At 73.2% G+C, this 19,541-nt stretch carries 6 protein-coding genes; 4 read left to right on the plus strand and 2 right to left on the minus strand.

Features of this window, described 5'->3' with window-relative positions:
- Nucleotides 1-49 precede the first annotated feature (49 nt).
- Both ACFYPN_RS12350 and ACFYPN_RS12355 read right to left on the minus strand, forming a co-directional pair.
- A complete protein-coding gene (locus tag ACFYPN_RS12350; protein WP_358756463.1) occupies nucleotides 50-7,336 on the minus strand; it encodes an amino acid adenylation domain-containing protein in 7,287 nt (2,428 codons plus the stop codon).
- A gap of 35 nt (nucleotides 7,337-7,371) precedes the next feature.
- Nucleotides 7,372-15,636, minus strand: a complete 8,265-nt coding sequence (locus tag ACFYPN_RS12355; protein ID WP_389297999.1) for an amino acid adenylation domain-containing protein — start codon at nucleotides 15,634-15,636, stop codon at nucleotides 7,372-7,374.
- Nucleotides 15,637-16,004: 368 nt separating this feature from the next.
- Between ACFYPN_RS12355 and ACFYPN_RS12360 the strand changes: the two genes are divergently transcribed.
- From ACFYPN_RS12360 to ACFYPN_RS12375, 4 genes are all read left to right on the plus strand, one after another.
- Nucleotides 16,005-16,214, plus strand: coding sequence for an MbtH family protein (locus ACFYPN_RS12360; protein WP_389298217.1), 210 nt, complete (start codon nucleotides 16,005-16,007; stop codon nucleotides 16,212-16,214).
- Between the two features lie 21 nt (nucleotides 16,215-16,235).
- Nucleotides 16,236-17,045 (plus strand): hypothetical protein, encoded by an 810-nt coding sequence (locus tag ACFYPN_RS12365; RefSeq protein ID WP_358756457.1) that lies wholly within the window; start codon nucleotides 16,236-16,238, stop codon nucleotides 17,043-17,045.
- Nucleotides 17,046-17,274: 229 nt separating this feature from the next.
- Nucleotides 17,275-17,946 carry an alanyl-tRNA synthetase gene (locus tag ACFYPN_RS12370; RefSeq protein WP_358756455.1) on the plus strand — a complete coding sequence of 224 codons (672 nt, stop codon included), beginning with the start codon at nucleotides 17,275-17,277 and terminating at the stop codon, nucleotides 17,944-17,946.
- Between the two features lie 97 nt (nucleotides 17,947-18,043).
- Nucleotides 18,044-19,369, plus strand: a complete 1,326-nt coding sequence (locus ACFYPN_RS12375) for an MFS transporter (RefSeq protein WP_358756453.1) — start codon at nucleotides 18,044-18,046, stop codon at nucleotides 19,367-19,369.
- Nucleotides 19,370-19,541: the final 172 nt, after the last annotated feature.

Here is a 19,541-nt window from a genome sequence, read left to right on the forward strand (position 1 = left end):
GGAGCGGGACAGGACGGGTGCGGGGCGGGCAGGGCTGGGCGGGGACGGCTCAGACCGTCAGGGAGAGCCCGGACTCGGCGGGGAGGCGGGCGGGGACGACGGGCTCCGGGGCGGCCGGGACCGACGCGGGCGCGGGCGTGAGCCGGGCCGCGATCACCGGGCCGATCACCTGGAGGGAGTCCGCGCCGGTCATGCCGGCGTGGCCGCTGTCGACGACGTGGTGCACGAGGCGCCCGGTGTACGGGGCCCAGAGGCCCTTCGCCTCAACGGCGGTGATCTGCTCGCGGCCCGCCTGGAAGAAGAGCGCTTCTCCCGGGTAGGGCTGCGGGGTGAAGGCGCGCATCAACCGGACGTTGTTGACGGTCACCGCCATCAGTGCGGCGATCGCCCGCTCGTCCAGAGCGGCGAACATGCTGCCCCTGTCGCGGAGGAGTTCCAGCACCCGGGCGGGGCGGACGGGCAGACCGTCGTCGGCCGCGCCTTCCAGCACGTCGACGCCGTCGAAGGCGAGGGTGAGGACGGACCGCTCGTCCATCACCTCGTGCTCGCCGTTGGAGCCGCCGGGGTAGGAGTCGAGCAGGGCGAGCAGGGTCACCCTCTCCCCCGCGCTGTGCAGCAGCGACGCGATCGCGTGAGCCACCGCCCCGCCGAAGGACCAGCCGGCCAGCTGGTAGGGGCCGTGCGGCTGGACGCGGCGGATCTCCCGGAGGTAATCCTCCGCGATCTCCTCCACGCTGTCGGGCAGCCGCTCCGGGCGGGCCAGTCCGCGCGACTGGAAGGCGTAGAGGGGGGTGTCGGAGCCGATGTACCGGGCCAGCCCGGCGTAGCACCACCCCATGCCTCCGCCGGGGTGGACACAGAACAGCGGGGTCGCGTCCCCCTCCGGGCGCAGGGCGAGAACCGTCTCGAAGGTGCTGTCGGCCTCGTCGTCACCGGCCGCCGCACCGCCGCCCGCCGTGCTGCCGCTTGCCGTGCCGGTGAGCACCTGGGCGAGCGCGGCGACGGTCGGTGCGGCGAAGAGGGTGCCGACGCCCATGCCGTCGTGCACGGTCCGGCGGATCCGGCCGGCCAGCTGGGTGGCGAGCAGGGAGTGCCCCCCGAGCCGGAAGAAGTCGTCGTCCACCGAGACCTCGGGTACGCCGAGCACCTGGGCGAAGAGCGCGCAGAGCGCGCGTTCCAGGTCGGTGCGGGGCGGCCGTCCGTCCGTCGTGGCGGTCGGCGGCGCGGGCAGGGCCCGGCGGTCCAGCTTGCCGTTGGGGGTCTGCGGCAGCGCGTCGAGCACCACGAAGGCGGACGGCACCATGTAGTCCGGCAGCCGGGCCGACAGGCGCTCGCGGGTGGCGGCGGTGTCGGCGGTCCGGCCGGGCACGGGGACCAGGTAGGCCACCAGCCGGCGGTCGCCGGGGCGGTCCTCGCGCACCACCGCGGCCACCTGGAGAAGGCCCGGGTCCTTGAGCGCCTGCTCGATCTCGCCGAGTTCGACGCGGAAGCCGCGTACCTTCACCTGTCCGTCCGCCCGGCCGACGAACTCCAGGGTGCCGTCGGCGAGCCAGCGGACCATGTCCCCGCTGCGGTACATGCGCGCGCCGGGCTCGTCCGTGAACGGGTCGGCGACGAACCGGGTCGCGGTGAGCCCCGGCTGCCCGAGGTAGCCGCGTGCCAGCGAAGGGCCGCCGATGTGGAGTTCGCCCGCGACCCCCACGGGTACCGGTGCGAGGTGCTCGTCCAGGACGTACAGCCGGGTGTTGTCCATGGCCCGGCCGATGGGGACCGAGCGGCCCACCCGGTGCGGGAAGCGCATGGGGTGCCAGCTGCAGATCACCGAGGTCTCGGTCGGGCCGTAGGTGGCCACCACCTCCGTGTCGGGGCAGTGGTCCAGGGCCCGCTGGATCGCGGTGACCGGTACGTTGTCGCCCCCGGTCCACACCTGGCGCAGCCGGCCGAGCGCGCCGGGCTCCTCCTGCGCCATGAGGTTGAAGAGCACGGGGGTGAAGAGGGCCGAGGTGACGCCCTGTTCGGTGATGACCCGGGCGTAGGCGCGGGTGTCCAGGTCCCCGGGCGGGGCGACGACGACGGTACCGCCGGTGAGCAGCGGGATCCACAGCTCGTAGGTGGAGGCGTCGAAGGCGTGCGGGGCGTGCATCAGGACGCGCCGCTGGGCGCCGGGGTCCCAGCAGGCGTCGGCCGCGAGGTCGGCGATGTTGCGGTGGGTGACCGCGACTCCCTTCGGGGTGCCCGTGGAGCCCGAGGTGTAGATGACGTACGCGAGGTGGTCGGGGTGGCAGGCGGTGGCCGGGTTCTCCGGGGATTCCGTCTGAAGGTCCGGGTCGTCGGTCATGACGATCCGGGTGCCACGTTCCCGTTCCCTGGCAACCAGTTCGTGGTCGCGGAGGGTGGGGTCCACCACCAGGACGCCGGCGCGGGTGCCTTCGAGGACGAAGGCCATGCGTTCGACCGGGTAGCCGGAGGGGAGGGGGACGTACGTCCCGCCCGCCTTGACGATGCCGAGGGTGGTGGCGACGACGTCGGCGGAGCGGCCGAGCAGGGTGGCGACGGCCCGGTCGGGGCCGGTTCCCAGCTCGATGAGCCGGTGCGCGAGGCGGTTGGCCCGCGTGTTCAGCTGGGCGTACGTCAGGTCTCCGGTAGCGGCGGCGACGGCGACCGCGTCGGGGGTCCGGGCCGCGTGGGTCTCGAAGATCTCGGCGAGTCCCCGGTCGGCCACGGGGCGGGCGGGGCCGCCGAAGGTGCGGGTGACGCGCTCGTGCTCGTCCTCGGAGAGCAGGTTGAGCGTGGAGAGCGGTGCGTGGGGGCGGGCGGCCGCGTCGGCCAGCAGCCGGACCAGCCGGCCCGCCAGGGCGGCGACCGTGGGGCGGTCGAAGAGGTCGGTGGCGAAGACCACCGCGCCGCCGACCCCGTCCGGCGATCCGTCGGCGTTGTGGCGTTCGGTGAGGTTGAACTGCAGGTCGAACTGGGCGACATCGACGTCGGTCTCCTCGACGGAGACGTCCAGACCGGACATCCGGAAGTCGGCGGCGGCGTTGTTCTGGAGCACCAGGGTGGTCTGGAAGAGGGGGTGGCGGGCCCTGCTGCGGGCCGGGTTGAGGATCTCGACGATCCGGTCGAAGGGGAGTTCCTGGTGGGCGAAGGCGCCCAGGTCCGTCTCCCGCACCCGGTCGACGATCTCCGCGAAGGCGGGATCGCCGGAGGTGTCGGTACGCAGCACGAGGGTGTTGACGAAGAAGCCCACCAGGTCGTCGAGCCGCTGGTCGGTCCGGCCCGCCACGACGGTACCGAGCGGGATGTCGCCGCCCGCGCCGAGTCGGCTCAGCAGGGCCGAGAGCCCGGCCTGGAGGACCATGAAGAGGGTGGCCCCCCGGTCCCGTGCGAGGCCCAGGAGCCGTCCGTGCAACTCGGCGTCCCAGCCGAACTCCACCGCGTCGCCCCGATGGCTGGGGACCGCCGGCCGGGGCCGGTCGTAGGGGAGTTCCAGCTCGTCGGGGAGCCCTGCGAGTCTCTCGCGCCAGTACGCGGACTCGGCCTCGGCGAGCGGGGTCGGCTCGTCGTGGGTGCCGAGGAGGGCCCGCTGCCAGAGGGCGTAGTCGGCGTACTGCGCGGGCAGTCCGTCCCATCGGGGGGCGGCGGCGTGCTCGCGGCGCGCCGCGTAGGCGGCGGCCAGGTCGGTGGCGAGCGGGCCCATGGACCAGCCGTCCGCGGCGATGTGGTGGACCACCACCAGCAGCACGTGCAGCTCCGGCGCGAGAGCGAACAAGGTGGTACGGAGCGGGAGTTCGTGAGCGAGGTCGAACGGATGGGCCGCGGCGGAGGCCAGTTCGCCCGGCAGCGACGCGAGGGTGCATGCACGGAGGGCGAGTTCGGGCCGGGCACCCGGCAGGACCACCTGGTAGGCCGGTGCGGCGTCGCCCTCCACCAACGCGGTACGGAGCACCTCGTGGCGGCCGACGAGGTCGCCGATCGCCGCGTCCAGCGCCGCCCGGTCGAGCGGACCCTCCAGGCGGAGCGCCATCGGCAGGTTGTAGACGGGGCTGGGCCCCTCCATGCGGTGCATGAACCAGAGCCGCTGCTGCGCGAAGGAGAGCGGCAGCCGCTCGGGGCGCGGCAGGGTTCCGGGGGCGGCGGACGCCCCGGAGCCGGTGCGGGGGTTCGCCTCCTGCGGGGCGCCGTCGAGCAGGGCGGCGAGTCCCGCGACGGTCGGGTGGTCGAAGAACTCCCTGATGCCGAGTTCCGCGCCGAGCACCGAGCGGACCCGGCCGACGATCCGGGTGGCGAGCAGCGAGTGGCCGCCGAGGCCGAAGAAGTCGTCGTCGAGCGAGACATCGGGGACGCCGAGGACGTCGGCGAAGAGGGTGGCGAGCGTGCGTTCCCGTTCGGTCCGGGGCGTCCTCCCGGCCGGCCGGGAGGAGACGTCGGGTGCCGGCAGGGCCTTGCGGTCGAGTTTGCCGTTGGGGGTCAGCGGCAGGGTGTCGAGGAGGACGAACGCGCTGGGCACCATGTACTCGGGCAGGGCGGCCTTGGCGGCGGCCCGCAGCTCACCCGCGAGGGCGTCCCGGTCCAGCGGGGCGGCGCCGGCGGCCGGGACGACGTAGCCGACCAGGCGCTTGTCGCCGGGGCGGTCCTCCCGCGCCAGCACCGCGGCCTGGGCCACGCCGGAGAGCCGGCCGAGAACGGCCTCGACCTCGGCCGTCTCGATCCGGAAGCCCCGGATCTTCACCTGTCCGTCGGCCCGGCTGACGAAGTCGAGCAGACCGTCGTGGGTCCACCGCACCAGGTCGCCGGTGCGGTACATCCGGGCGCCGGACTCGGTGGCGAACGGGTCCGCCACGAACCGCTCGGCGGTGAGTCCCGCCCGGCCGGTGTAGCCCCGGGCCTGGCCCGCACCCCCGAGGTAGAGGTCGCCCGTGACACCGGGCGGCACCGGCCGCAGCCGGGCGTCGAGGACGTAGGCGCGGGTGTTGTCCATCGGGAGGCCCATGGGTACCGCGGTGCCCGTCCGGTGCGGGGCCCGCAGGGCGTGCTCGGTGGCGAAGAGGGTGGTCTCGGTGGGCCCGTAGGTGGGTCGTACGACGGTGTCCGGGCAGGCGTCCAGCACGCGTTGGACGGCGTGGGCGGAGATGACGTCACCCCCGGTGAGCACTTCGCGCAGCGGGGCGAAGGCGGCCGGGTCCTCCTCGGCCAGCACTCGGAACAGGCCGGCCGTCAGCAGGACGCTGGTCAGCCGCTCCTCGCGGATCAGCCGGGCGTAGGCGGCCGCGTCGAGGTCACCGGGCGGGGCGACGACGACCGTTCCGCCGTTCAGCAGCGGCACCCACAGCTCGTAGGTGGAGGCGTCGAAGGCGACGGTCGAGTGGAGCAGGACACGCTCGGGGGCCGGGCGCTCGCGCCACCGGGTGTCCCGGGCGAAGGCGAGGACGGAGCGGTGGGTGATGCCGATGCCCTTGGGGACGCCGGTCGACCCGGAGGTGTACATCACGTACGCGAGCTGGTCGGGGTGGACCGCGGTCAGTGGTGCGTCGCCGCGCTCTCCGTCGGAGACGGGGAGATCGTCCACGACGATCACCTTCCGTATACCGGACGGGAGTTGTTCCAGGATCGGCTGTCCGGCACTGGCCCGGTCGGTCAGCAGGACGTGCGCCCCGGTGTCCGTGAGCATCGCGGACATCCGCGCCGTCGGGGCGCGGTGGTCGAGCGGGGCGTAGACGGCGCCCGCCTTGAGGACGGCCAGCAGCGAGACGACCAGGTCGACCGAGCGGTCCTGGAGGATCGCGACCCGGCTCTCCCGGGTGACGCCGAGGGTGAGGAGGTGTCCCGCCAGCCGGTCGGTGGCGGCGTCGAGTTCACCGTAGGTGAGCGACTCTCCCGCACAATTGACGGCGACTCGTGAGGGGTTGGCGGCGGCCTGGGCCCGGAAGAGCTCGGGCACGCTTCCCGAGGGCTCCTCGACGGACGGCCCCTGCCAGTCGTGGAGCACCCGGCGGCGCTCCTGGGGCGACAGGATCTCCACCTCGTCCAGAGGGAGACCGGGATTTGCGGCCACGGCCCGGCACAGCAGGGCGAGCCGGTCGGCGAGGGACTGGGCCCGCTCGGCGTCGAAGAGATCCGCGCTGTACTCGATCCAGCCGGCCAGCCCGAGGGGCTCGCCGCTCTCCGTGTACCGCTCGCGCAGGGTGACGGACAGGTCGAACTGGGCGATGGCGGGGCGGACGTCGAGCGCCCGCACCTCCAGGCCGGGGAGGGCGAAGTCGCCGTCCCCGGTGGTCTGGAGGGCGACCATGGTCTGGAAGAGGGGGTGCCGGGCGGGCGAGCGGGCCGGGTTGAGGGCTTCCACCAGGGCGTCGAAGGGCAGGTCCTGGTGGTCGTATCCGGCGAGTGCGGTGTTCCTGACACGGGTCAGCAGCTCCGCGAAGGACGGGTTCCCGGAGAGGTCGGCGCGCAGCACCTGGGTGTTGACGAAGAAGCCCACCAGATCGTCCAGCGCCTCGTCGCCCCGTCCCGCCGCCGCGGAGCCGAGCGGGATGTCGGTGCCGGCGCCCAGCCGGGAGAGCAGTGCGGCGACGGCGGCCTGGACGGCCATGGTCAGGGTGGCACCCCGTTCGCGGGCGAGGGCGAGCAGCCGGGTGTGGGTGGTGGCGTCCACAGTGAGCGGGACGGTCCCGCCCCGGTGGGTGGGGACGGCGGGGCGCGGGCGGTCGGTGTCGAGCTCCAGCTCCTCGGGCAGGCCGGCCAGTTCGCGCTTCCAGTGGGCGAGTTGACCGGCGGCGACGCTCGAAGGGTCCGCCGGGTCGCCGAGCACTTCGCGCTGCCACAGGGCGTAGTCGGCGTACTGGACGGGGAGTTCGGCGAAGTCGGGGGCGCGGTTTTCGAGGCGGGCGGTGTAGGCGGTGCGCAGGTCGGCGCCGAGCGGGCCGAGCGACCAGCCGTCGGCCGCGATGTGGTGGACGAGGAGGAGCAGGACGTGGTCCTCGGGTGCGCGCCGGAAGAGGGTGGCCCGCACGGGTATCTCCTCGGCCAGGTCGAAGGCGTACTCCGCAGCCTCGGCCAGGGCACGGTCCAGCTCCTCCTCCGTCCCGGCGGTCCGCACGTCGAGGGCGGGCCGGGCGAGGGGGAGGATGATCTGCTCGGCCTCCCCCTCGACCGCGCGGTAGACGGTGCGCAGGATCTCGTGGCGTTCGGTGACGTCGGCGAGCGCGGCGCGCAGGGCCGCCTCGTCGAGCCGTCCGGTGAGCCGGAGGGCGAGGGGGAGGTTGTAGGTGGGGCTCGGCCCCTCCAGGCGGTGCAGGAACCACAGCCGCTGCTGGGCGTGCGAGAGCGGGAGCGTCATCGGGATCGGTCTCCTGGTGTCTGGGGTGTCCCGTGTCAGGCCCGGGCGCGGGGGCGGAGGGCGGGGCGGGCGGGCGCCGGACGGCCGGCGGGACGCCGGGGCGGCGCGGTGGCGAGTTGCTGGGCCAGTTGGGCCACGGTGGGTGTCTCGAAGAGGGCACTGACGGCGAGGTCGGTGCCGAACCGGTTCCTGATCCGGTTGGCGAGCCGGGTGGCGAGCAGGGAGTGCCCGCCCAGTTGGAAGAAGTCGTCGTCGATGCCGACGGACGGGACGCCGAGGACGTCCGAGAAGAGTGCGCAGAGCAGGGTCTCGCGGTCGTCGCGCGGCGCCCGGTGGGCGGCTTCGGCGGCGTGGTCGGGCGCCGGGAGCGCCGCGCGGTCGGTCTTGCCGTTGCTGTTGAGCGGCAGGGCGTCGAGGACGGTGAGGGTGCGGGGCACCATGTAGTCGGGGAGCCGGGCGGCGAGCCGCTCGCGCAGCGCCGCCGGGTCGATCGTCGCGCCGGGGCGGGCGACGACGTAGCCGGCCAGCCGTCTGTCGCCCGGCTGGTCCTCCCGGACGAGGACGACGGCGCGGCCGACCGACGGATCGGCGGTCAGCGCCCCTTCGATCTCGCCGGTCTCGATGCGGAATCCCCGGACCTTGACCTGACCGTCCGCGCGGCCGACGTAGTCGATCTCGCCGTCGGTGGTCCACCGGACGACATCGCCGGTGCGGTACATCCGGGCGCCGGCCGCGGACGTGTACGGGTCGGCGACGAACCGCTCGGCCGTCAGGCCGGGGCGGCCCGTGTAGCCGCGGGCCAGCCCCTCTCCGCCGATGTAGAGCTCGCCGGGCACACCCGGCGGCACGGGTCGCAGCCGGTCGTCCAGGATGTACGCCCGGGTGTTGTCCAGGGGCCTGCCGATGGGCACCGAGGTGGCGTCCGGGGCGAGGGCACGCACGTGGTTCGACACGGCGAAGACGGTGGTCTCGGTGGGGCCGTAGCCGTTGACGAGCCGGAGGCCGGGGCCCGCGGCGGCCAGCAGGGTGCGCATGGCACCGGCCGAGGCGGCCTCGCCGCCCACCCAGAGCCGGTCGAGCCGGGCGAGGGAGCCCGGGATCTCGTCGGCGAGCACGTTGAAGAGCGAGGTGGTGAAGAAGGCGGTGTCCGGAGCGAGTTCGTCGATGAGGCGGGCGTAGTCCGAGGAATCCGGGGCCCCGGCCGGGGCCACCACGATCGTGCCCCCGGCGAGCAGGGGAACCCAGGTCTCGAAGGTGGAGGCGTCGAAGGCGTGCGCGGAGTGCAGCAGCACCCGTGCGTCCCCCACCCCGTCGTAGCGGCGGTCCCTGGCGAGCGCGGTGACGGCCCGCTGGCCGACGGCGACCCCCTTGGGGACGCCGGTGGAACCCGAGGTGTGCATGATGTAGGCCAGCCGGTCGGGGTGCGAGGGCACTCCTGGATCGGTGTCGGGTCCGTCCGTCGGGCCGGCTCCGCCGTCGACGACGATCACCTGGTGTCCTTCGGCCGGTGCCGCGAGGGGATGTCCCGTGTGGGCCGGGTCGACGAGCAGGACGTCCGCGTGGGTACCGGACATCACCAGCCGCATCCGCTCCGCGGGGAAGCCCTGCGGCAGCGGTACGTACACGCCGCCGGCCTTGATCACCGCGAGCGTCGCGACCACCACGTCCGGGGAGCGCCCCATCAGCATGCCGACCGAGGACTCGGGGCCGACACCCGCGGCGATCAGCCGGTGGGCCAGTCGGTTCGCCCGCCGGTCCAGCTCCGCGTAGGTCAGCGAGACCTGTGCGGACTCGATCGCGGACCGGTCCGGCGTGGCGGCTGCCTGGCGGGCGAACAGCTCCGCCAGGGGCAGCCGTTCGAAGGGGTGTGCGGTGGCGTTCCACTCCTCCAGCAGGCGTGTCCGCTCCTCCTCCCCCAGCGACTCGATCTCGGTGAAGGGGAGTTCCGGAGAGTGCGCGGCGGCCTCCAGGAAGCGGGCCAGCCGTTCGGCGATCTCCCGTGCGGTCGACTCCTCGTAGAGGTCCTCGGCGAACTCGACGCTGAGCTCGATGCCGAGCGGGTCTCCCTCGGAGGAGCGGTGTTCGCGCACGAAGAAGGTGAGATCGAACTTGGCGGCCCGGTAGTCGGTGCGCCGCGCCTCGACGGTGAGCCCCTCGATGTCGACGGCCACATCGGCGGTGTCCTCGTAGGACAGGGCGATCTGGAAGAGGGGGTGGCGGGCACGGTCGCGGGCCGGGTTGACGGCCTCGACGACCCGGTCGAAGGGGACGTCCTGGTGGGCGTAGGCCGCGAGGTCCGACTCCCTCACCCGGTCGATCAGGTCGGCGAACGCCGGATCGCCCGAGGTGTCGGTCCGCAGCACCAGCGTATTGACGAAGAACCCCACCAGATCGTCCAGCGCCTCGTCCGTACGCCCCGCGACCACCGTCCCCAGCGGAATGTCGGAGCCGGCGCCCAACCGGGACAACAGCGCCGACAGGCCCGCCTGGAGCACCATGAAGAGGGTGGCCCGGCGCTCCCGTGCCAGCCCGGACAGCCGCTCGTGCAGTCCGGCGTCGAGGAGGGTGCGCACGGTGCCGCCCCGGTACGTGGGCACGGCCGGGCGGGGGCGGTCCCTCGGGATCGCGATCTCCTCGGGGAGGCCGGCCAGCCGTTCGCGCCAGAAGTCCAGCCCGCGGGAGAGGCGGCTCTCCGGGTCGGACGCGTCGCCCAGCACACGGCGCTCCCAGAGCGCGTAGTCGGCGTACTGGACGGGGAGTTCGTCCCACCGGGGCGCGGTGCCCGTGCTCCGGGCGGTGTAGGCGGTGCCCAGGTCGCTGCCGAGCGGACCCATCGACCAGCCGTCACCGGCGATGTGGTGCAACACCAGCAGGAGCGTCGACTCACCCTCGCCGGTCGTGAACAGCCATGCCCTGAGGGGAACTTCACGCTCCAGATCGAAGGGCTGGTGGGCGGCGCGGATCAGCGCTCCGGGCAGTTCGGCGGGGGCGAGCGAGGCGGTGGTCAGCGGCGGGCGTACGTGTCCGGCGGGCAGGACGGTCTGCACCGGCTCCCCGTCGACCTCGCGGAACAGGGTGCGCAGGCTCTCGTGGCGGTCGGCCACGTCGGCCAGGGCCGTGGCGAGCACCTCCGCGTCGAGCGGGCCGTCGATCTTCAGGACCAGCGGGATGGTGTAGGTGCCGCCGGTGTTCTCCATGCGGGTCAGCAGCCACAGCCGCCGCTGGGCGTACGCCAGCGGCAGGGGGTCCGGCCGCAGGGCCGGGGCGAGCGCGGGCCGCTCCCCGGTGGTGGCGGTGCGGGCGGCGAGGCGGGCCGGGGTGGGCGCCTCGAAGAGCGCGGGGAGCGCCAGGTCGGTGCCGAGCGTGGCGCGGATCCGGTTGACCAGCCGGGTGGCGAGCAGGGAGTGTCCGCCGAGCCGGAAGAAGTCGTCGTCCACACCGACTCGCGGCAGGCCGAGGACGTCGGCGAAGAGCCCGCAGAGGATCTCCTCCTCGGCGGTGCGCGGGGCCCGCCCGGTGGGGGCGGCGTCGTGACCGGGTACGGGAAGGGCCTTGCGGTCGACCTTGCCGTTCGGGCTGAGCGGGAAGGCGTCGAGGACGACCAGGGCTTCGGGGACCATGTACGGGGGCAGGGCCCCTGCGATGGCGCGGCGGACGGACTCGGGATCGAGGACGGCTCCCTGTTCGGGCACCAGGTAGCCGGCCAGCCGCTTGTCGCCGGGACGGTCCTCCCGGACCATCGCCTTGACCTGGGCCACGCCGGGCACCCGCGCGAGGGCGGCCTCGATCTCGCCGAGCTCGATGCGGAACCCGCGTATCTTGACCTGTTCGTCGGTGCGTCCGACGAACTCGATCTCGCCGTCGGCGGTCCAGCGCACGACGTCCCCGGTCCGGTACATCCGCGCCCCGGGCTCGGGGGCGTACGGGTCGGCGACGAAGCGTTCGCCCGTCAGGCCCGGCCGTCCGACGTACCCCCGGGCCAGCCCTTCCCCGCCGAGGTAGAGCTCACCGGCCACGCCCGCCGGGACCGGTCGCAGCCGGTCGTCCAGGACGTAGGCGCGGGTGTTGCGCAGCGGGCGCCCGATCGGTGCGGCGAAGGCGTCGGCGCGGCCGGCCGCGGGGCCGAGCAGTGCGGTGGTGGAGGTGCAGGTGACCTCGGTGAGGCCGTACACGTGGAGGAGGGCGGTGGGCTGGCGCTGCCAGGCGGCCATCCGCTCGGGCAGGATGCGCTCGCCGCCGATGGCCACGAAGCGGAGGGTGTCGGGCAGCACCCGGCCGGCGGTCTGGAGTTCGTGGGCCCACTCGTGCCAGTAGGCGGTGGTCAGTTCGAGTCCGGTGATGCGGTGCTCGGTGACGTGGTCGGCCAGGTCGGCGCCGCTGGTGAGCACGGGGGTGGCGGGGACGACGACGGTGGCTCCGGCGCCCAGGGTGGGCAGCAACTCCTCGATCAGGACGTCGAATCCGAGGGAGGCGACCTGGAGGATGCGGTCGGCCGGGGTGAGCGCGAAGGCGTCGATCATGGCGAGGGTGTAGTTGAGCAGCGGCCCGTGGGTGAACATCACGCCCTTGGGGCGGCCGGTGGACCCGGAGGTGTAGAAGACGCAGGCGAGGGCGTCGGGGCTGGGCTCGACCGGGGGCAGCGGGTCCTGCGCCTGCTGCGGGGCGTCCAGTTCCAGCACCGGGACGGGAGCGGCGTCGGCGAGCACCGGCCCCAGCGCGCCACGCAGCTTCGCGAGGGTCAGTACGGCGGTGGGCGCGGCGTCCTGGACGATCATCAGCAGCCGGTCGGCGGGGAGTGCGGGGTCGACCGGCAGGAATCCGGCACCGGCCTTCATCGCGGCCAGCACCCCCACGACCAGGTGGACGGAGGGTTCGACGGCCAGCAGTACGGTGTCTCCCGCGGTCACTCCCGCGCGGCGCAGCAGGGCGGCGGTCTCGCCGGCGCGGCGCTCCAGTCCGGCGTAGTCGAGGAGGTCGTCGCCGCACTGGACGGCGGGGGCGCCGGGCGTGCGGGCCGCCTGTTCGGCTATCAGCCCGGGAACGGACCGCGGGCCGTCGCCCGGAGCGGCCCGGGTGTCGTTCCAGCCGTCGAGGATCAGGGTGCGTTCTTCGGCGTCGAGCAGGTCCACGGCCTCGATCGGCCGGTCCGGGGCGGCGGCGCAGCGTTCCAGCAGCAGGCGCAGCCTCACACCCAGGCGCTCCACGGTGTCGTGGTCGAAGAGGTCGGCCGCGTACTCCAGTTGGAGGCGGAGTCCGGCGGCCTCGCCGTCCTCGGACCGGTACTCCTGCACGGTGACGCAGAGGTCGAACTGGGCTGCGGTGACCGGCGCCTCGGCGGAGGTGACGCGGGCCCGGTCGCCGAGGCCGAAGTGCGCGGCGGCGTTGTTCTGGAGGATCAGCGCGGCCTGGAAGAGGGGGTGGCGGGCGCGGTCGCGGGCCGGGTTGACGGCCTCGACGACCCGGTCGAAGGGCAGGTCCTGGTGGGCGTAGGCCGCGAGGTCCGACTCCCTCACCCGGTCGATCAGTTCGGCGAACGCCGGATCGCCCGAGGTGTCGGTCCGCAGCACCAGCGTATTGACGAAGAACCCCACCAGATCGTCCAGCGCCTCGTCCGTACGCCCCGCGACCACCGTCCCCAGCGGAATGTCGGAGCCGGCGCCCAACCGGGACAACAGCGCCGACAAACCCGCCTGGAGCACCATGAAGAGGGTGGCGCCCCGTTCGCGGGCGAGGGTGTCGAGTCGCCGGTGCAGTTCGGGGCCGACCGGGATCTGTGCGACCCCGGCGCGGAAGGTGGGCGTGGCGGGCCGGGGGCGGTCGCGGGGTATCGCGATCTCGTCGGGGAGGCCCGCGAGGCGTTCGGTCCAGTAGGCCGTCTGGCGGCTCGCCGGCGCGTCGGGGTCGGCCGGGTCGCCGAGGAGTTCTTGCTGCCAGTCGGCGTAGTCGGCGTACTGGACGGGGAGTTCGTCCCACTCGGGGGCGGTGCCCGTGCTCCGGGCGGTGTAGGCGGTACCGAGGTCGGTACCGAGCGGGACCATCGACCAGCCGTCACCGGCGATGTGGTGCAACACCAGCAGAAGCGTCGACCCGCTCTCCCCGGTGGTGAACAGCCAGGCGCGGAGCGGGAGTTCAACCTCCAGGTCGAAGGGCCGGCACGAGGCCTCCGCCAGCAGGCCGGGCATCTCGTCCGGGGTGGTGGCGACGACCTCCAGCGGTGGCCGGCCGGTGCCGGCCGGGCGCACGCGCTGGACCGGTTCGCCGTCCTCCCCCACGCCGTAGACGGTGCGCAGCACCTCGTGCCGGTCGGTGACGTCGGCCAGCGCGGCGGCGAGCGCCCCGGTGTCCAGGACACCCTCGACGGTGAGGCGCAGCGGGATGTTCCAGGTCGCGGACGGTCCCTCCAGCCGCTCCATGAACCAGACGCGGCGCTGGGCGGAGGAGAGCGGGCTGTCGGCGCCGCGGCCGGCCGCGCGGACGGGGGCCGGGCGCGCGGTCCCGCTCAGCGGGAGGCGGGCGGCGAGCCGGGCGGCGGTGCGCTCCGCGAAGACGTCGCGGACGGTGAGGTCGGCTCCGAGGCGTCCGCGGATGCGGTTGGCCAGCCGGGTGGCGAGCAGCGAGTGGCCGCCGAGGTCGAAGAAGTCGCTGTCGGCGAACACCTCGGGTACGTCGAGGACTTCGGCGACGAGCGCGCAGAGGATACGTTCCTGCTCGGTGCGCGGGGCTCGTCCGGTGGCGGCCGCGTGGTGCGGGGCGGGCAGCGCCTTGCGGTCGACCTTGCCGTTGATGTTGAAGGGCAGGGCGTCGAGGACGACGAGGGCGTGCGGCACCATGTAGTCGGGCAGCGAGTCGGCCAGCCGCGCCAGGACGGCCTCCGCGTCGAGGGCGAGTCCGGCGGCCGGTACCGCGTAGCCGACCAGTCGCTTCTCTCCGGGCCGGTCCTCGCGGACCAGGACCGCGGCCTGGGCGACCGAGGGGTCGGTGGTCAACGCGCTCTCGATCTCGCCGGGTTCGATGCGGAACCCGCGTATCTTGACCTGCCCGTCGGCCCGTCCGACGAACTCGATCTCGCCGTCCTCCGTCCACCGCACCACGTCTCCGGTCCGGTACATCCGCGCCCCGGGGGCCGTGGCGTACGGGTCGGCGACGAAGCGCTCGGCCGTCAGACCCGGCCGGCCGACGTACCCCCGGGCCAGCCCTTCCCCGCCGAGGTACAGCTCACCGGGGGCCCCGACCGGGACCTGCCGCAGCTCTTCGTCCAGGACGTAGGCCCGCGTGTTGTCCATCGGTCCGCCGATGGGCACGGAGGTGCGGCCGGGCTCCAGGTCGCCCACCAGGGAGCGGGTGACGATGGAGGTGGTCTCGGTGGGTCCGTAGACGTTGTGGATACGGAGGCCCGGTCCCGCGGCGGCCCGCATGGTCCGCATGGCGCGGGCCGAGGCGGCTTCCCCTCCCGTCAGGACCTCCTTGAGCCGGGCGACGGTGCCCGGCGTCTCGTCGGCCATCAGATTGAACAGGGCCGTGGTCAGCACGGCCCGCGTCACGTCGTACTCCTCGAAGATCCGGGTGTAGTCCTCCGTGCCGAGCACTCCGGCCGGGGCGACCACCACGGTGTCGCCGTTCAGGAGCGGGACCCACACCTCCAGGGTGGCGGCGTCGAAGGCGTACGCGCAGTGCATGAGGGTCCTGGCTCGTGCCTCGCTCCGCCAGTGCCGGTCCGCGACGAAGGAGGTGACGCACCGCCGGGTGGTCGCGACCCCCTTCGGGGCACCCGTGGAGCCCGAGGTGAACATGATGTACGCGAGCTGCTCCGGGTGGGACCGCACATCGGGGTCCGCGGTGGACCTGTCCTCCAGGCCACGTCCCTGGTCGAGCACGATCACCTCGCGGCCGCCGGACCCGGTCACCGGGTGGCCGGCGTGCGCCGGGTCGACGACCAGGACGCGTGCGCCCGTCTCGTCCATGACCCGGGTCATCCGTTCGGCCGGGAAGTTGTGCGGCAGCGGGACGTACGTCCCACCGGCCTTGAGCACCGCCAGCTCCGCGACCACCACGTCCGAGGAACGCTCCAGCAGCAGCGCCACCGGCGTCTCGGCCCCGACGCCGGCGGCGATCAGCCGGTGCGCGAAGCGGTTGGCCCGTTCGTTCAGCTGTGCGTAGGTCAGTTCCTCGTCGCCCATCAGTGCGGGCGCATCCGGGTGCGCCGCCACGCGGGCCACGAAGAGCTCCGCCAGGTCCTCGTCGGGCAGGACCGTGCCGGTCTCGTTCCATCGGGTCGAAGGGAGGTCCGAAAGATTGGACATGCTCTGTCACTCCATTGGAGGTGGACTGCCGATAAGCACCGATCCAGCGCCCTCGCGGTTGGCATCACCGTAGACCCCAGAAGGCATCAGGGTCCACAAGATGGAGTCATGAATTTGCACGGTCGATGACAAAGTAGTCACGAGCAGGGGGAAGGCAGGGCTAACCGTGCAGGTGGGACGCCTTTTTGGCAGGGCCCGACCTGGGAGCCATGCACGCCGAAATTCGCATCACCTGCCTCAACGGACCTCACACTCATGACATGCCACTGGACAAGAGTTGTCATGGCGCACTAGCTTGACGACGGCCGGCGGACCTCCCCGCATCCGTCGGCCCCCATCTGACGCGGGGCGCACACACCCGGAGGACGATCGTGGCCAATCCGTTCGAGGACGACTCCGCCCGTCACCAGGTCCTGGTGAACCACGAGGGTCAGCACTCGCTGTGGCCCGCCTTCGCCACCGTGCCTGCCGGCTGGACCGTGGTCCTGGCCGATGCCTCGCGGCAGGAGAGCCTCGCGTACATCGAGGAGCACTGGACCGACATGCGACCGCTCAGCCTCGTCGCCGCTACCGCCTGACCCGAAAGGAGCGCACCCACCGTGAGCACAACCGCAGTCGTCTCACCCACCATGCCGACGCTCTTCGACAGCGAGACGGCTCCGCGTCTCACCGCGGACCACATCACGCGTCTCGCGGCCGGCGCGGTCGGCTCCGTCCGCATCCCCGACTTCTTCGGTGTCGAGGAGTGCATGGAGATCATGCGCGCGCTGGAGTCGTGCGAGATGGGCAGTTACGACGAGCAGCTGGTCCAGCCCAGGATCGCCAAACTCGGCCCCGCCGCCTACGACTTCTACGGCGACGGCGGCCTGCTTCCCGAATACTGGGAACACGCCGCGCAGTCCACCGCCTCACGCTCCACACTCCTGTTCGGCAACGACCCCTTGCACACCGCCCTCGGACTGATCGAGGACGCTTGGGGCGACCGGGTCCAACCGGCCACCTCCGACGGCCGGCCGATGTTCGCCGGGATGATCCGCGAGATCAACAACGGCGCGCGGATGCACTTCGACGAGGTCATACGGGAGTTCAAGGGCGTGCTGGACCAGCAGCCGATCGGCCAGATCGCCTTCAACTGCCACCTGTCCACCGGACTGGAGGGTGGCGAGGCGGTCGCCCACCGGCGCCGCTGGGCCCCGTCCGACGAGAACCACCGTGACGGCTACGGCTACGACCCGGCCCTCGTCGCCGGCGAACCCGCGGCCTCGGTCCGTGCCGATCTGGGAGACGCCGTCTTCTTTGATCCGCGCAACTACCATCAGGTGCGGCCGGTCCTGGGGGGTGGCCGCCGGGTGACCCTCTCGTTCTTCATCGGCGTCACGGCCCGGGGCCCCCTGCTGGTGTGGTCCTGACCCACCCGCCCCGCTCAGGCACCCGCTCGACACGGGGTGCACTGTCCGGCGCACACGGCACATCCCGGCGCCCCGGCGACGCATCCGGCCCGTCCACGCACGGCATTACGCGTGGACGGGCCGGAGCCGGGGGTGCCGGCGAGCAGGCCCGCACCCCCCTCCCCCGGCGACCCGGCCGTCCGGCTCCCACCACCCGCGCACTCGCTGATCACCGACGAAGGACACCACCGTGCAACACCATCTCTACTTCACCGAGACGTATCTGACGGACCGCAGCACCACCGTCGCCCGGACGGGCCGTGAGGACGACGGCACCCCGTGGATCGCCCTCACCGACAACATCTTCCACCCGCAGGGCGGCGGTCAGCCGAGCGACCTCGGCACGGTCGACGGGCACCCGGGACGGGCCCGCCGTCTGGACGACGGCTGGGTGGTCGTCGACCTGACCGACCCGGCCGCCGGCGAGGCGGTCCTGCCCGAGGAGGGCGCCCGGGTCGACTCCAGCGTCGACGCCGAACTCCGCAAGCTGCACGCGGCGTTGCACACGGCGGGACACCTGATCGACGCGCATGTGCGCAAGCTCGGCCTCCAGCACGCCGGCAACAGCCACTTCCCGGGGCAGGCCAGGGTGGACTACCTGGTGGACGGCTCCGCGGCCGTCGACCGCGAACGGCTGACCGAGGAGCTGGCCAAGCACTTCACGGACTCGGTGAACGCGGCGCTCCCGGTGACTGCCGGATACCGCGACGGTGTCCGCCACGTCAGCATCGAGGGCCTGAACAGCGAGCCCTGCGGTGGAACCCATGTCACCGACCTCTCGAAGCTCCGCGAGGTCCGCATCCGCTCGATCAAGGTCAAGTCGGGCCGCCTGCGCGTCGGCTACGACGCCGCCCACATCTGACCGGTACGACTGCGCCCCCGTTCCGCCCGTACCGCCCCGCACGGCGCCCCCGCCCCGCACCGCACCGCCGCCATCCCCGGACCGGAGGTCCCCCGCCATGGCCGACTCCACACACGTCGAAGACACCGAACAGCCCGCGATACCGATACCGGAGCCGGTCGAACCGGCGGCAGGACCGCCCCCACGGCCCCTGCGGCGCAACTGGAACTTCCAGATGCTCTGGATCGGCTCCACCGGGGTGACCCTCGGCGTGGAGGCGGTCGACGTCGCCTATCCGCTGCTGGTGCTGGCGATCAGCGGATCTCCCGGCCTCGCCGGGGTGTTCGCCTTCGTGCAGGCCGCCGCGAACGTCCTGCTGGGCCTGCCCATCGGCCACCTCGTGGACCGGCTCAACCACCGGGCCATGCTGCTGGTCGCCGAGGGTCTGCGGGCCGTCGCCACGGGCTCGGTCGCGGTGGCGCTGGCCACGGGCGGCGTCACGATGGTCCATCTGCTGGTCGTCGCGGCGGTGCTGGGAGTCGGGGCGGCGGTCGGCGGGCCGGTGCGGATGCTGTTGCTCCGCTCGGTCGTACCGGAGAAGCAGCTGACGCAGGCGCTCACCCAGGAGGAGGTCCGCGAGGGCACGGCCGCGCTGGCCGGTCCGGCCCTGGGGGGCGCGCTCTACGGCGTCACCCGTACGCTGCCCTTCGTCTTCGGCGCGGCGGCCTTCGTCTTCTCGCTCCTGTGCGCTCTGGTCGTCCGGCTGCCTCCGCGGTCGCCGGACGCCGACCCGGCCCCGGAGAAGAACGACGGCACCGAGCAGGGGGAACGGGGCAAGGCGTCGGGCGGCATGCTCGCCGGCGTCCTGGAGCTGTGGCGGCAACCGGCCCTGCGCGGCGGACTGCTGCTGATCGGCACCTTCTACATGGTGGCCACCGCCGCCACCCTGATCGTGGTCGTCAGCCTGACCGAGGACCAGCACCGGTCGGCCGGCACGGTCGGCCTGGCCCTCACCGGCGGCGCCATCGGCATGCTGGCCGGGGCCCTGCTCGTCAAGCCGCTGCACCGCCTGATGAAGCCCGGCCGCCTGCTGGTCTGCGTATCCGCCACGGCCACCCTCTCCGTGGCGCTGCTGGCACTGCCCTACGGGCCCTGGTGGGTCTTCGGCGTCCTGCTCGTGGCCCACCTGACGGTGCCGGCGCTGCGCATCCTGATCGACATCATGATTCTGCGTCAGGTACCGGAGGACCGGCGGGGCCGCACCATCGTGGCGACCATGACCGTCCTCAGCGTCGGCCCGCCGCTCGGCACGCTCGCCTCCGGGGTCCTGATGGAGTTCGCCAGCGTCGGCTGGGCCGTCCTCGCGCTCGCCGTCCTCCAGGGCGCTGCGACGCTGTACGGCATCCGCGACCGCGAGGTAGCGAAGGCGGACTGGCCCCGATGATGTGTGCGGAACCAAGCCCTCCCCTCCTGCCCCGCTTGGCATGCACCGTGACTGGGTAATCCTCGAGCCCTCCACGGAACCCGCACGTCCGCCTGCCGGCTCACGCCTACGTCCCTGCTCATAGGCCCCTTCCACGCCAGCCCAGAGCGGATTTTGGCAGAATCGGTCATGT

Origin of the sequence: Streptomyces sp. NPDC005576, from assembly GCF_042871745.1 — a bacterium.
GTDB lineage: Bacteria > Actinomycetota > Actinomycetes > Streptomycetales > Streptomycetaceae > Streptomyces.

Excerpts from the sequence above, each read along its gene's own strand:
- ACFYPN_RS12350 (WP_358756463.1), bottom strand. The coding sequence starts at position 7,336 with ATGACGCTCCCGCTCTCGCACGCCCAGCAGCGGCTGTGGTTCCTGCAC.
- ACFYPN_RS12355 (WP_389297999.1), bottom strand. The coding sequence starts at position 15,636 with ATGTCCAATCTTTCGGACCTCCCTTCGACCCGATGGAACGAGACCGGC.
- ACFYPN_RS12375 (WP_358756453.1), top strand. The coding sequence starts at position 18,044 with ATGGCCGACTCCACACACGTCGAAGACACCGAACAGCCCGCGATACCG.